Origin of the sequence: Chryseobacterium paludis (assembly GCF_025403485.1) — a bacterium.
GTDB lineage: Bacteria > Bacteroidota > Bacteroidia > Flavobacteriales > Weeksellaceae > Chryseobacterium > Chryseobacterium paludis.
On record NZ_CP099966.1, the window covers coordinates 224,412 to 238,586 of the forward strand.

The window sequence follows — 14,175 nt, forward strand, 5'->3', positions numbered from 1 at the left end:
GAATGGCTAGAAGAAATGGCTATTAATGAAAAATTCAAAAAAAATTCCTCTCCATTTTAACGAAAGAACAGTATAAGTGGAAAAACGTTTGAATCTTAGAATTGTGTTTTGCTGTAAAAGATAATTTATATTTTGCTGATAAATTTTACCTTAGGTTTACTGTCTACTCTTAATACACTTTGTTGATGAAATCTGCGGATGTATCGTTGGGTAATACTATCCAATGAAGCATTTCTTTCTTTTGTAGGTTTACCCAGGAAAGTCACCACTTTTGTCTTTTCTGATATGGTTAATTTTGTTTGGGTATCCATCCACTTACCAACCGCATCCGATTCGGTATATCCTTCAGGAAAGTAATGTGTGATCACACTATCAGAGAATGCTTTCCACTGTTGTGCTGTTACATCCCCGCCAGTAGGAATATTTGTTCCAAAATATAAATCAGTTCGTTGCATGGTACTACAGGAAACAAAGGCTATACTTAAAAAAGCTGCGAATATTAGTTTTTTCTGAGTTTTCATTTGGTTATATTTATTTACTAGAATTGTAGGTGTTCTATTCAACAAATATAAAATTTTTAACTAAAATAATTCGAAAATAGGGGATAAATAGATGTGAGTAACCATTTCGTATGTAATAAAACGACGGTAAAATAAAAAGCCCTTAAATAATAGTATTTAAAGGCGTTTTATATTTATTCCTGAGTTTAGCTACTCATAAGAAATCTAAACTTATTGATATTTTTAAGGGCAATGCCCGTTCCACGAACAACGGCTCTTAAAGGGTCTTCAGCAACGCAAACAGGTAATCCTGTTTTTCTGTGTATTCTATCAGCCAATCCATTGAGAAGGGCACCCCCTCCTGCAAGATAAATTCCAGTTTTGTAAATATCCGCTGCAAGCTCAGGTGGAGTAAGAGAAAGGGTTTCCAAAACAGCATCTTCAATCCTCATAATGGACTTGTCCAATGCTTTGAAAATTTCCTTATAGTTCACCATAATTTCTTTTGGCTTACCAGTGATCAGGTCTCTTCCCTGTACAGGAATATCTTCTAAAGGATATTCAAGCTCTTCCAATGCAGAACCTATTTCGATTTTTATCCTTTCGGCAGTTCTTTCCCCAACGTACAAATTGTAGTATGATCTCAGGAAGTATGCAATATCATTTGTAAAAACATCACCAGCGATTTTTAATGATTTGTCGCAGACAATACCACCCAGTGCGACCACCGCAATTTCAGTCGTTCCACCACCTATATCAATGATCATATTCCCTTCAGGGCTTTGAACGTCAATCCCTGCTCCAATTGCCGCTGCCATTGGCTCATAGATCAATTTTACTTCCTTAGCATTTACTTTTAATGCCGAATCTTTAACCGCTCTTTTTTCAACTTCTGTAATTCCTGAAGGAATACATATTACGATTCTTAATGCCGGTTGGATAAATCTACCTCTGATTCCCGGTATTTGTTTAATGAATTCCTTGATCATATGTTCAGACGCATGAAAATCTGCAATGACACCATCTTTTAATGGACGTACTGTTTTGATATTTTCATGGGTTTTCCCCTGCATAAGTTTAGCTTGTTCTCCAACCGCAATAGGTTTTCCTGTAGTACGGTCAATAGCAACAATGGAGGGCTGATCAATAACAATCTTGTTATTATGTATGATCAAAGTGTTAGCAGTCCCAAGATCCATTGCGATCTCTTGCGTAAACATGTCAAATAGCCCCATCTTTTCATTGTTTTATTAGACTGCAAAGTACGGCTTTATGGATTGATTTAAATAGTCCGGTACTTTATAATTGAAGTTAAAGTTGTGTTAATTTGTGGTATTAAGATATTAAAAGGCCTCTAAATTCTTAAAATACTTTTACATAAGACTAACAAAACTTCTGAAGTTCATTTTAAATGTATATAAAAGCAAGGAAATCAATAATTAATTGAATTTCAATACACTCTTTTAACATAATAAAATAATTGCCTAAGTGCTTAATTAATATAATATATTTACAAAAAGAATACGTGATTATATTTATTGTGAAAAATAAATTAAAAAACGCAATTATATCCGTAAATTATTAATTAAAATGAAGATTTTATGAAAAAATTATTACTCTGTTTTTTTTTATTAACAATTACATTTGTGAATGCTCAAAATGATAATTGTTCAGGTGCAATACCATTGGTAGTAGGAACAAGCTTTGCTTCAGGAGCGGTTACCTCTTCCAATGTTGGAAGTACTATAGATGGTGCTCTTCCTTCATGTAATTCTGATGCCGTAGATAATGTATGGTTTACTGTAGTTGTTCCAGCAAGTGGAAACCTGACTATAGAAACCAGGGAAGCTGCCGGATCTTTATTTGACGATTCAGTGCTTACTGTGTACACAGGAACATGTGGTACTTTAACTGAAATTGATTGTAATGATGATACAAACGCAGATCTATTTTCGTTGATATCATTAACAGGACAAACTCCGGGAACAACTTTATATGTGAGTGTATGGAAATATGATGACACGATCGACAGTGGAACTTTTCAGATTTCAGCATATGAGCTTGTATCAACGAACAATATCTGCTCACAGGCAATGCCACTGACAATAGGAACTGATTTTGCGTCCGGTTCAATTGTTACTAATAATGGCGGAGCCACTACCGATGGAACTCTTCCTTCCTGTAACGGAGATGCGGTTGATAATACATGGTTTAGTGTAGTTGTTCCTCCAAGCGGGAATATCACTATAGAAACAAATGAAGCTTCCGGATCGCCATTTGATGATTCTGTTCTCACCGTTTACAGTGGTAGCTGTGGAACTTTAACTGAAATTGCCTGTGATGATGACAGTGGAGATAGTTTATTTTCACTAGTCTCTCTTACAGGACAAACTCCGGGATCTACACTGTATATAAGTGCCTGGAAATATGATTCAAGCATAAGTATGGGAGAATTCCAGATTTCAGCTTATGACAGTACCGTTTTATCTACTAACGAAACTACTAAAAAAGACAAGCTTAAAGTATCTCCTAATCCTTTCAGTGATTTTATCAGTATTTCTGATATATCTGATGTAAGATCAATTTCTGTTATTGATATCTCAGGAAGATTAGTCAGAAAAATTGAAAAAGTATCATCATCGATTTACTTGGGTGATTTAAAAGAAGGGGTATATTTAATTTCTTTAAAATTAAATGACGGCACTACAAAAACAATTAAAACAATAAAAAATAATACATTTTATTTAATTGTCAGTAACAATATGTTAAGTACAAAAATGTCCGAAGAATCAATTGATTCTTCGGACATTTTTTGATGCAAGCTAAAAAAAGAGACACGAGTTTATATTGATAGAAAGTTTGTGTAATTTTAAACGATATCTTCTGGTTAATTTATAATAACAGCATCATGGACTATAAAATTTTTGCACAAAAAATAATTCATTTAAAAGATGCAGATCTGGAATTTCGGAATCAACTTATTCAAAAAGGGCAGCTTGGGGAAGGGTATAATGAAGAAATGGAAAAACGGCATAATAAGAATGCAGAAATATTAAATGATATAATAGATTCCATCGGCTACCCGACTATTGATAAAGTAGGTAAGGAAGCCAGTGAAGCAGCTTGGCTGATCATACAGCATTCAATTGGGAAACCCGTTTTTATGAAAAAATGTGCGGAGCTATTAAAAAAAGCAGTGGATGAAAATAAAGCAGATCCGAAAAACTTGGCTTATCTAACCGATCGGATAGCTGTGTTTGAAGGAAAGCCACAGCTTTACGGAACTCAATTTGATTGGAATGAAAATGGAGAATTAGTTCCCAACTCCTTTGATGACTTAATAAAAGTAAATCAAAGAAGGAAACTTATAGGCTTAAATACCCTGGAAGATCAGATTGTTTTAATCCAGCATCGGGTAAAAAACGAAAATCAAACACCCCCAAAAGATTTTAATCAAAGGAAAAATGATAGCGATGAATGGAAAAAGAAGGTAGGCTGGATAAAATAATATCAGATCATCTTATTTTTAAGATCCTTATATTTTGAGCGTCCTATTGGCAATGTTTCCCCGGTTTTAAGCTGCAGTCCATATCTTGTGCCGGGGTTGATCAGTATTTTTTCAGCCTGTTGGAGGTTAACGAGGTAAGACTTATGAATCCGCTCAAATCCGTCCGGAAGAAGTTGTTGCAAAAGCTCAAGTGATTTATCGTGCAGTTCCTGTTGTCCATTTCTAAGATGCAGTTCTGTATAGATACCTGCCCCTTTGATGTAAATTATTTCAGCAATATTGATCAGGCGAATCTGCCCCGATCTCTTTACCGCAAGGTATTTCATGCCATCATCTGATTTTATGGATGGACTTATAAACCGGTTCAGAGCCTGAAAAAGTCTTTCCTTATCAAAAGGTTTGGGAACAAAATCAAGAACACCATAGGTAAAAGCGGTAATTGCTTTATCGATATTGGCTGAAACAATGATCGTATGAAAAGAAGCAGCTACCATATGTTCCAACACTTCAAAACCATTGTCTCCATTGAGATTCAGGTCCAGAAGAAGTAAATCGGGAAGCTGACTGGCAATTTGATCAAGACCTTTTTGAAGAGAATCACAGATTGTAATTTGGACAGGCTTGTTCCCAAAGAATTCAGCAGTCATACGCTGCAAACGATGGGCGATCCTAGCCTCGTCCTCAATGATCAGTATATTCATTGTTTTAAAATTTGAATAGTAGATATCCAACCGTTTTCTGTCGCATGCGAATCGAATGTCCAGTTTTGTCCATAGCTTTCAGTCAGACGTGCCCGGATATATTTAAGTCCATTACCACCTGTACGGTCTGTGAGTATCTGTCGGTTCTTTGCGATGGTCTCAAATACATATTGATGACTTTCTTTCGTTACAAAATAACGAAGCACAAATTTAATGGTATTTCCGGGTAATGGCTCACTGTGGGTAATACCATTTTCCAGCAATGTATGAATAACAGCGGGTGGTATCAGTTGAGTTTTATCTATTCCGTTTTGTTCCCATACATAATTAATCTCCTTACGAAAACCCATTACAGAAAGGTGTTGACGGCAAAGTTCCAGTTCTTTTGTTATGGGAATCAGGGTTTGCTCTGAAATTTCGTTCATAATGTCAAATTCTGCAGCGAGTGCCTGTATAAAACGAGAACCTTCTTTTGGTGATTCTTCAACCCAATCCATCATAGAAGTCAGGGTATTTCTTAAAAAGTGAGGTTGAATATTTTTTTTGAGCAGTTCCAACTGTAGCCTTGAGGAAAGTAAAACAGCATTCTGATGCTCTGCCTCCATCACGCTTGTACGGATGGAATGTAGATAAAGCATACTCAGAACAATTATGGTAAAACTAATAAACAGCCCAAAATCATAAACCACTAAATTATTGACCAGAGCACTCATTAAAAGGGCAACCATAGCGATAAATCCTCCTTTTTCCTTTTGAATAATACCATTCAATACTACGATGAAAGCAGCAACAAGCATTGCTAAACTATAAAGCCGGGCAGTCAGATCATAGTGTCCGTAATTAGACCAGTAAAGGAATATCAATGCTGTTAGCAGGGCAGCCATTAGCCATTTTCCCTTTTTAAAATTGAACTGGATGATAAAATACAATGGAACCAGTAATGCATTGGCAAAGGTCAGCCATCCAATAATCTCAAGGCGTACGAAAAATTGAGAATAGGGGATCACCACATGGAATTTAAGGTATTCCATAATCAGCAGGGCAAAAAACAGAAAACAGATGGTACCGAAGATTAGGATATCCCATTGTTTTCGCTTGCTGTTTACATAAAGAAAAAAGTAATAAACTGCTGCGATAAGAAAAGCTCCTGCCATGAGATTCATATAAGACATCGTAACCAAAGGTCTTGTCAGCAAGGAGTTGTAAGGATCAACTTTAAATCCAATGCTGCGTTGCACATGCGGAAGTGATGATTGCGAACTGCGTAGAGCAACTGTATGAAGACCAGGTGACATTAGGTGGTCCGGAATCCTGTAATAACTGCTTTCAGTACCGGGTATTTCCGGTTTGCCATTTTGTGGGATTTGACCGTTATTACCGATCAATACTCCATCCCAGTATACTTCAAAAGATCCAAAGGATTCAATCTGAAGGCCAAGCGGCAATACCTCACTTTCAACCTGACGCAGATCTAAATGAGTTCGGGACCAGAAGATTTTACCAGAGGTGTTGCCTCGCTCCTGTGACCAATTCTTGTCATTATAGTCCTTAGATGCCCAAGCTATATCATCACCTATTTTGTAAACAGGTACAGGATCTTCATTACGAATAACAGATGGGTTCAGTATGCTGAGTAAAACCAGCAAAAACATAAAATTATGCATCATGTAAATATACAAGGTAATTTGAAAAAGCTGAAGGCTGTTTGAAAGTCTGTAGAGCCGTTCAGATGTTTTTACTCAAAATGACTATGTACGGGATCTAATTTTACATCATGAAACAAATACTGCTCTTTTTTCTGATCATGTTGGCTGTTCAAAATTCCTTTGCACAGCAAGCTCAAATAACGGGTGTCATTCATGAAAAACCTTCTGTTCCTATCCAGTATGTCAATATAACACTAAAAGATAATGCGGGAAAATTAATTACGACCAGTACTTCTGATGCTAAGGGAACATTCACCATGGAAAAAATTCCGGCCGGAAGTTACCATATCACCTACAACCTAATAGGTTTTAAAACCGTCAATAAACCTATACAAATTAGTTCTGGTACGGTAAATATTGGAACAATAACTTTGGAGCCTGATGCAAAACTGTTAGAGGAGGTAGCACTAACCGGACAGCGCGGATCAGTCAGTTTAAAACTTGATAAGAAAGTTTTCGAAGTAGGTAAGGATGTGCTTTCTCAGTCAGGAGCAGCAACTGATTTATTGAACATTGTTCCATCAGTCAGTGTCAGTCCTACTGGTGCGATCAGCCTTCGGGGTAATGCTAATGTATTGGTATTAATTAATGGACGACGAACAGGACTAACTCAGGGGAATGCTCTGGAACAATTGCCTGCTGACCAGGTGGAGCGCGTAGAAGTAATCACCAACCCTTCTTCAAGGTTCGATGCCGGAGGTTCAGCAGGAATTATTAATATCATCCTTAAAAAAAATAAGAAAGCAGGTTTCAGTGGACAGTTAAGGGTAGTTGGTGGTATTCCCAATGAAACACGGGTTAGCCCCAGCTTGAATTATAAATCAAATAAACTCAACCTTTTTGCGACCTATGGTTTGCGATTGTCGGATTATGTAGGTCTCTATAAAACAGAACAGTCGACCGGACTTTCAGGTACTCCTGTTTATCTGAACCAACGACAGGATGAGAACCGCCATGATAATGCCAAATTACTTTATTTTGGTGCAGATTATCAGATTAATGATCACAATACGATTACTGCAGCTTTCCTTAGGAATTCTACCCATGACCATGATAAGACGCGACTGAACTATTTATATTCAGGAAAAAATGGCGCCATCGACAGTACGCTGAGCCGCAACGGTGAATCATGGGAAAAACGAAGCTATAATCAACTGGAATTTAATTATACCAAAACTTTTAACCAGACTGGTAAAAAATTTACAGTGGATATGCAATACGATTTCTGGAATAGTGATAAAGAATGGAATCTGGCAACCAATAGAGTTTCTCCTATACCCATTATTTTTCCTACGATCAGGACAGGTTCAATAGGAGAAAGCAAGGACTTCATGATTAAAACGGATATGGTACAGCCACTGGACAGTACCTCAACGTTAGAGTTTGGACTGAAGTTTGAGGATAGGAGGGTAAATACTGATTTTATTGCGGAGCAGCAAAATACTGCAGGCTGGGAGATCATTGATCAGATCGACAATCATCTATTGTACAAAGAACTGATTGGGAGTGCCTATGTGCAGTTTGTGGGAAAGATGGGGAAGTTTAGTTATCAGGGCGGCGTACGTGGCGAACTGACCCGTATAGGTATTGAAGACCGTATAGGAAATTATACCAATGATAAGAATTATAGCAGGTTATTTCCAACATTAAATGTCAGTTACCGCTTTGATACAGGAACGACCTTACAGGGGAGCTACAGTAAACGAATCAATAGGCCATCGCTGAACATGATCTATCCTTTCAATGAGTTAACCGACCTGAATAGTCGCTATGTTGGTAACCCGAACCTAAACCCATCTTACGCTCATGTTTTTGAATTTGCTTTCCTGAAGAACTGGAAGACACTTACATTTAATCCATCTCTTTATTATCAAAAAAATAATGGGGTTATTGAAGATTATACATCTCGGAATGGGGATGGTTTGTTTATTACCATGCCGGTTAATATCAGTAAAGAAATACGCAGTGGTTTAGAGCTTTCGGTACTATATAACCCCATCAAATGGTTGCAGTTAAATACCGAACTTAATATATTTCATTATGCTAAACAGGGAAGTTATCAAAATCAGACCTTCGACTATTCAGGAAATACACTTACGGCCCGTTTAAGTGCTCAGGTGAAACTGAAGGACAAACTTGCTTTCCAGACGTTATATAATTTCAGGGGTGCCAATGCAACTGCCCAAATTCACTCAAACGCTTTGCATAGTATTGATTTTGGGTGCAGTAAAACTTTCTTAAAAGACAAAGCAACAGTCTCCTTTGATGTAAGTAACCTGTTTGAATTAAGAAAATTATCCAGTACGACCAAAGGAGCAGATTACCTGATCAGTCAGACCAATATTCCCAATGCAGCCCGTTACCGGTTAACACTTGTTTATCGACTTAATTTAAAAGATAATCAGTCCGTTCGACAGGCTAAATCCGGTAATCGCAATTGATGGTGTCCTATATTATTTTTTAATGGAAAAAAGGAATTTTAGCATTTTAACGTAAAACCGATCCCTGCTTTAAAAATTGTATTGTGCAGAGATAGAGGCATTATTTGCTTTTTTAAATAAGTCTCAATTAAATTTTCCAGTTCTTTAATTTGTTCTTTATTTAAATTGCATTCCATGACTTTATCATCCTTTTCCATTTTTAATAATTGACCACTTCCATTGATGTGAAAGGTATAAACCAATCGTAATTTTCGACAAGGAGTACAGTCAATTGAAATTTTATGTTCTACTAAATAGGGAGTGATGCATTTTCCAGTTATACCATTGTTAATGATCGACCAATCGGCAGACTGATAAATAGTTAATTCTTGTATTTTAGAGGCCTTGTTTTTAACTGATTTTTTCGTTATATCGGATGGTAAGCGTTCATTTGATTTCTTAGTATTTTCACATCCTGATAAGATAAACAGGAGGCAAAAACTAATTAAGGCTAAGGTTATTGTTTTCATGATAAATGTTGATAATATCTAATGCAATTATAATCTAAATTTAGAAAACGATTTTTAAAAAGATTAATCTGTTATTGCACGATCTTTTTTGAGTTGGTATAACCTAAGTTAATTCGTCTTAACCATATTATGGAAATATTTTGAGCCTGGCATCTCATATCATTTTATTATTTTTATAAAAAAACTTTATGACCGATTGTATTTTTTGTAAAATAATAAATAGTGAACTACCGGCAAGTCTCATTTATGAAGATGATCATGTCATTGCCTTCATGGATATACAACCTGTAAATCCAGGACATATATTGGTAGTACCTAAAATTCACAAAGAACTTATCGCGGAGCTGGATGAGGATCTGACTTCCAGACTGTTTAATGTAGGGGCTAAAATTAATCTGGCGATCAGAAAATCAAATGTAAAATCTGAAGGTATTAATTATTTCCTGGCCGATGGGGAAGTGGCTGGCCAGGAGGTCTTCCATACGCACTTACATATTATTCCAAGGTTTCAAAATGATGGTTTTGGGCTGAAATTTCACGAAACTTATTACGAACTTCCAAAGCGGGAAGAGCTGGATGAGATTTGTGGGAACATTAAACAGTTAATGGAATAGTAACTTTATTCTGCTAATACATCAATTGTACTACAGTTTATATTTTTTTAGACTGTAATCAGGAGCTTTTTCCCGCTATCCACTCATACTCCTCGCTCCAAACCATTTCCCATTCCTGCTGCGGGGTAACCGTTTCTATCGGGGCTATAAAACAGCCGGAAGAATAAAATTTTCCAGTATTTTGGTTACCTGAGGGTGAGCATAACTTTGATTGTATGCGCTAGCTGTAATAACGATAACTAAAGGTTGGTCTTTAAAAATAAGAATATAATTCCCACCATTTCCTGCACAGTAAAATGCTTCAGCCTTTTTGTTGCCCACACTGAAACTTTTGTTCCAGAAAAAATAGCTGTAATATTCATCTTTTCTATCCGGTATTTGAATCTGTCTGGTGAGTGTTTTTAACACCCAGCTTTGAGGAATGATCTGTTTTTTATTCCACATCCCATTGTTTTTATAAAGCTGTCCATATTTAGCAAAATCCAATGCATTCATACGAATACTTCCTGCTGTATTGGGAATATTCTGTGGAGTATATTGCCATTTGTAATTTTTAATACCCAATGGATGAAAGAGCTTTTCTTCAGCAAATTTTTCTAAGCCCATTGGTACCGATTTGTTGATGATATCTCCTATAATGATGGTACCCGCTGTAAAGTAATGCCATTTATTTTTAAAGGTCTGATCATATGGTAGATTCAAAGTAAAGTCAACCCAATTACTGGTAGGATACATATTCTCTTCATTTCCGGGAGAATTTTCATCGCTATCATCGCCATCAAATCCAGATGACATGGTTATAAGCTCTTTAATAGTTGCATGATCTTTACCCTGAGGATGCTGATAGGACTGGATATTATAAAAAGCACCGAGTTCTTGATTTTCGTCTTTAATGAGGTTATTATCAATAGCAATTCCTAATAAAGTTGAGGCAAAAGATTTTCCAACAGATCTTGGATCATGCAGTGTATTTCTGTCTTCCCCATTAAAATATTCTTCTATCTGCAGTTTACCTTCATTAATAACGATAATGCTGTTGATCTGTTTAAAAATTCCTTCATCAATAGATCCCTTCAATTCCTTTATTTTGTCTTCATTGAATTTTTTAGAGGAAATCTCAAAACCCACATAAGTCATTGGTTTATTGAGTTTAATAGGGGTGATATCAATTTTTGGATTTTGTGAAACATCTAAGGCCAATTCACCTTTTGCTAACAGAGGACTTACTTTAATTTCATTATTTATGTTGACATAAGCACGGATTTCCAAACGAAGTTTATGTTGTCCGTCCTGTAATGCTTTGTCCCCGCCATTCGCTATAAATCTGTTCCAGAAAGATTCACTCCATGTTCCCTGACCATTTGTATTATTAATTAAAGGTCTGTTGAGTACCAATGCCGTATCCTGTACTTTTTGATAAGGTGCACCGGGTGAAAGATTACTTCGATAGATTTCCTTATCATCTATCCAAAGTGTAAATTGGTAATTGCCTTTTCTGAATAAGGAGTCTTTCTCTATATTCGGAGAAAGTTCAGATTTGTAGTCTGTAAGTGATTTATCAAAAAATGCAACAAAGGAAAGGTCACTTTTATTGGTTAATGTATATTTTTTGACCAGATCATTTTCCTTAATCTGATGTGAATTCTTAAAAGCTGGAAGAAATACTATTTTTCCAATGTTTTTAGAATAGAACTCATCATTATAGTCTGATTTTAGAAATGAATTGTTTTGAGCACTTGCCTGTTTAACAAATGCAAAAAAAATGATAAATATTAAAATTGAATTTTTCACGGAGTAGATGTTATATATGGGTACAAATCTGACGAAAAAAAAGGTAGAAAAATAGAACGAGATTAACATCTTCGCCTTTTTTCTGTGATGGACTTATGCTGATCTCTATATGTAAATGATTTTAATCGAAATGAATTACATTTGTCATTACAACGAAACATCATTTTCAGCATTTAAATAAGTTGTAACAAAAGATGAAACTACCAGCAATACACGGATATATAGACCGGAGGATACTCATAAATTTCACAGCTGATCCAAAAGTTGTAGAGAAAATTATTCCTTTTCCATTCAGACCACATCTTTATAAAAATAAGGCTATCGTTGGAATCTGCCTGATCAGGCTTAAAAGTATAAAAACTTTAGGTTTGCCGGATTTCATGGGGATAGGTTCTGAAAATGGGGCACACCGGATTGCGGTAGAATGGGACGAAGATGGTGAAGTAAAGACCGGAGTTTATATTCCACGGCGAGATACTTCGTCAAAAATAAATGCACTGGTGGGTGGACGCATTTTTCCAGGTAAACACTATCATGCAAAGTTTAATGTAGAAGAAAAAAATAAAAAATATCATATTGATTTTAAGAGTTCGGATCAGTTGGAAACTTCAATCGATGCAAGAGAAACCGAAACATTCAATACCCGTTCTATATTCGGAACCTTAGAAGAGGCTTCAGGTTTTTTTGAAAAAGGAAGTCTTGGATATTCCCCCAATAAAGATAAATTTGAGGGGCTGAAACTTAATACCTACAAATGGGAAATGCAACCTCTTGATGTATTGGAAGTAAAATCAACCTTTTACGAAAATGAGCACGTTTTCCCAAAAGGTTCCATAGTATTTGACAACGCTCTATTAATGACAAATATTGAGCACACATGGAAAACGATGCCTGATAAATGATAATTTCTTTAGAATCAAATAAATTAAAGCAATATTATGTACAACGAAACATTGGTAAATCGCATACGGGAAACATTGATCGGTGAAAAGAATGTTGTTGAGAAAAAGATGTTTCAAGGTTTGAGCTTTATGGTTGATGATAAATTATGTATAGGAGTCCGTGATAACGAAATCCTATGCAGAATTGATCCTGAAAAAGCAGAACTCGAATTGGAAAAAAACTATTGCCGGCCTATGATGCATGGCGGAAAGATGATGAAAGGATATATTTTCATCAGTGAAGAGGGATACCGACACAATAGCGATTTCCATTATTATGTAAACCTTTGTCTGGAGTACAATAAAGTTGTTCAGAAGACCAAAAAGAAATAGCGGATAGTATCTTACTTCTTTTACTAAAGAGTCGTGGAAAGGACGAATAATTTTATTTTCCAATCATCATAAATTGATCCAATCTTTTAGCAAATTCCCCCTGTTTACATCCGGCAATAAAATAAACAAATCCAACTTTTGAATCCTTATAAAATTGAAACAAAGAATTGTAGCAATTGCCGTTACTCCCACCGTGAGAATATTTTAAGCCAAAGGGGGTCTCTTGAACATAAACGCCCAATCCCATATTGATTTTTAAGTTTGGATCCATATCCTCTTCATGAATTTCTACCTGTGAACCAACCATAGACTGGAAAGTACTATTTGGAATATAGCTTTCCCTGATTAATTCAATGATGAATTTAGCGTATTCTTTAGACTCCGTATATAAACTGTAAGCGGCATGTGGTTTTATATAAGGTTCATTTCTGCCTCTTTCATTATTGTCCTTTATCCCATCTGCTAAATGCTTGTTTATATAATCATTGAAGACCAGGTAAGAGTTTTTGATAGACATGGGTTTCATGACATATTTTTCAACAAGTTGATCTATGGTTTTACCCGTTAGGTGTTCTACAACAAGGGCAAGATATCCGTATCCTTCCCCTGAGTAGCCAAATTTGGTGCCTGGAGTAAAATTTATGGTCAGTTTATTATTTTCTCTCCAGTTCGGAAACCCTGTAGTATGATCAAGAACCATTCTTGCTGTAATTAATTTATAACGGTCATCATAAGCAATATCGGGATAAGGGAAATATTGGTAAAGTGGAGTGTCTAAATTAAGAATACCTTCCTTAACAAGTTGGAGGACTGTATAGGAAAACATTGGTTTAGTCATGGATGCAGCTTCAAAAATGGTATTCTCATCAATAGGTTCCTGTTTGGTATTTTTGGTTCCTATAGCTTTTGAATAGACTACTTTGTTACCTTTAATTACGGCAATTGATAATGCTGAAATCTGAAGTGAATCTACTTCTTTTCTGATAAAGGCATCCATTTCTTGGCCGGAAACATTTACCCCTCTCACGGTTTTTATCTGAGCAGATATATTTTGGGAGATAAGAGCGATGATGAATAGATTACAAATATTGAACTTTCTCATATTACTTTTAATTAGGTTAAAGTTTGAAT

At 35.8% G+C, this 14,175-nt stretch carries 13 protein-coding genes; 6 read left to right on the plus strand and 7 right to left on the minus strand.

Features of this window, described 5'->3' with window-relative positions; all coding sequences use genetic code 11:
• Positions 1 to 125 precede the first annotated feature (125 nt).
• Positions 126 to 521 carry a DUF3574 domain-containing protein gene (locus tag NG806_RS00975; RefSeq protein ID WP_214831703.1) on the minus strand — a complete coding sequence of 132 codons (396 nt, stop codon included), beginning with the start codon at positions 519 to 521 and terminating at the stop codon, positions 126 to 128.
• A gap of 185 nt (positions 522 to 706) precedes the next feature.
• Entirely contained in the window at positions 707 to 1,735 is a 1,029-nt protein-coding gene (locus NG806_RS00980) for a rod shape-determining protein (RefSeq protein WP_214831704.1), read from the minus strand.
• A gap of 366 nt (positions 1,736 to 2,101) precedes the next feature.
• Between NG806_RS00980 and NG806_RS00985 the strand changes: the two genes are divergently transcribed.
• Positions 2,102 to 3,316, plus strand: a complete 1,215-nt coding sequence (locus NG806_RS00985) for a T9SS type A sorting domain-containing protein (protein WP_261511591.1) — start codon at positions 2,102 to 2,104, stop codon at positions 3,314 to 3,316.
• A gap of 92 nt (positions 3,317 to 3,408) precedes the next feature.
• Positions 3,409 to 4,008 carry a DUF6624 domain-containing protein gene (locus tag NG806_RS00990; protein ID WP_261511592.1) on the plus strand — a complete coding sequence of 200 codons (600 nt, stop codon included), beginning with the start codon at positions 3,409 to 3,411 and terminating at the stop codon, positions 4,006 to 4,008.
• Between the two features lie 2 nt (positions 4,009 to 4,010).
• On the opposite strand, the gene NG806_RS00995 is transcribed toward NG806_RS00990, so the two are convergent.
• Together NG806_RS00995 and NG806_RS01000 are read right to left on the minus strand one after the other, a co-directional pair.
• On the minus strand, positions 4,011 to 4,709 hold the full coding sequence (locus NG806_RS00995) for a LytR/AlgR family response regulator transcription factor (protein ID WP_261511593.1): 699 nt from the start codon (positions 4,707 to 4,709) through the stop codon (positions 4,011 to 4,013).
• Entirely contained in the window at positions 4,706 to 6,376 is a 1,671-nt protein-coding gene (locus NG806_RS01000; protein ID WP_261511594.1) for a histidine kinase, read from the minus strand. Before NG806_RS01000 ends, NG806_RS00995 begins: the two co-directional genes overlap by 4 nt.
• Before the next feature lie 107 nt (positions 6,377 to 6,483).
• On the opposite strand from NG806_RS01000, the gene NG806_RS01005 reads away from it, so the two are divergent.
• On the plus strand, positions 6,484 to 8,856 hold the full coding sequence (locus NG806_RS01005; RefSeq protein ID WP_261511595.1) for a TonB-dependent receptor domain-containing protein: 2,373 nt from the start codon (positions 6,484 to 6,486) through the stop codon (positions 8,854 to 8,856).
• Positions 8,857 to 8,894: 38 nt separating this feature from the next.
• Here the strand turns inward: NG806_RS01005 and NG806_RS01010 are convergent, their stop codons facing one another.
• A complete protein-coding gene (locus tag NG806_RS01010; protein WP_261511596.1) occupies positions 8,895 to 9,365 on the minus strand; it encodes a hypothetical protein in 471 nt (156 codons plus the stop codon).
• Between the two features lie 188 nt (positions 9,366 to 9,553).
• Here NG806_RS01010 and NG806_RS01015 point away from each other — a divergent pair, with 188 nt between their 5' ends.
• Positions 9,554 to 9,979 carry an HIT family protein gene (locus NG806_RS01015; protein WP_261511597.1) on the plus strand — a complete coding sequence of 142 codons (426 nt, stop codon included), beginning with the start codon at positions 9,554 to 9,556 and terminating at the stop codon, positions 9,977 to 9,979.
• 144 nt (positions 9,980 to 10,123) lie between these two features.
• Here the strand turns inward: NG806_RS01015 and NG806_RS01020 are convergent, their stop codons facing one another.
• Positions 10,124 to 11,770, minus strand: a complete 1,647-nt coding sequence (locus tag NG806_RS01020) for a serine hydrolase domain-containing protein (protein ID WP_261511598.1) — start codon at positions 11,768 to 11,770, stop codon at positions 10,124 to 10,126.
• A 194-nt stretch (positions 11,771 to 11,964) separates the two neighbouring features.
• Here NG806_RS01020 and NG806_RS01025 point away from each other — a divergent pair, with 194 nt between their 5' ends.
• Entirely contained in the window at positions 11,965 to 12,672 is a 708-nt protein-coding gene (locus NG806_RS01025; RefSeq protein WP_261511599.1) for a DUF2071 domain-containing protein, read from the plus strand.
• Between the two features lie 36 nt (positions 12,673 to 12,708).
• The gene (locus NG806_RS01030; protein WP_261511600.1) at positions 12,709 to 13,044 is read left to right on the plus strand and encodes a TfoX/Sxy family protein; all 336 of its coding nucleotides are present in this window, start codon (positions 12,709 to 12,711) and stop codon (positions 13,042 to 13,044) included.
• A 52-nt stretch (positions 13,045 to 13,096) separates the two neighbouring features.
• Here the strand turns inward: NG806_RS01030 and NG806_RS01035 are convergent, their stop codons facing one another.
• Complete coding sequence (locus NG806_RS01035) at positions 13,097 to 14,146, minus strand: serine hydrolase domain-containing protein (protein WP_261511601.1); 1,050 nt, start codon at positions 14,144 to 14,146, stop codon at positions 13,097 to 13,099.
• Positions 14,147 to 14,175 lie beyond the last annotated feature (29 nt).

What these genes read in the sequence shown, in the direction of transcription:
- NG806_RS00995 (WP_261511593.1), bottom strand. Translation starts at nt 4,709, where the DNA reads ATGAATATACTGATCATTGAGGACGAGGCTAGGATCGCCCATCGTTTG.
- NG806_RS01000 (WP_261511594.1), bottom strand. Translation starts at nt 6,376, where the DNA reads ATGATGCATAATTTTATGTTTTTGCTGGTTTTACTCAGCATACTGAAC.
- NG806_RS01030 (WP_261511600.1), top strand. Translation starts at nt 12,709, where the DNA reads ATGTACAACGAAACATTGGTAAATCGCATACGGGAAACATTGATCGGT.
- NG806_RS01010 (WP_261511596.1), bottom strand. Translation starts at nt 9,365, where the DNA reads ATGAAAACAATAACCTTAGCCTTAATTAGTTTTTGCCTCCTGTTTATC.
- NG806_RS00980 (WP_214831704.1), bottom strand. Translation starts at nt 1,735, where the DNA reads ATGGGGCTATTTGACATGTTTACGCAAGAGATCGCAATGGATCTTGGG.
- NG806_RS01025 (WP_261511599.1), top strand. Translation starts at nt 11,965, where the DNA reads ATGAAACTACCAGCAATACACGGATATATAGACCGGAGGATACTCATA.
- NG806_RS00975 (WP_214831703.1), bottom strand. Translation starts at nt 521, where the DNA reads ATGAAAACTCAGAAAAAACTAATATTCGCAGCTTTTTTAAGTATAGCC.
- NG806_RS01015 (WP_261511597.1), top strand. Translation starts at nt 9,554, where the DNA reads ATGACCGATTGTATTTTTTGTAAAATAATAAATAGTGAACTACCGGCA.
- NG806_RS01035 (WP_261511601.1), bottom strand. Translation starts at nt 14,146, where the DNA reads ATGAGAAAGTTCAATATTTGTAATCTATTCATCATCGCTCTTATCTCC.
- NG806_RS00990 (WP_261511592.1), top strand. Translation starts at nt 3,409, where the DNA reads ATGGACTATAAAATTTTTGCACAAAAAATAATTCATTTAAAAGATGCA.
- NG806_RS01005 (WP_261511595.1), top strand. Translation starts at nt 6,484, where the DNA reads ATGAAACAAATACTGCTCTTTTTTCTGATCATGTTGGCTGTTCAAAAT.
- NG806_RS00985 (WP_261511591.1), top strand. Translation starts at nt 2,102, where the DNA reads ATGAAAAAATTATTACTCTGTTTTTTTTTATTAACAATTACATTTGTG.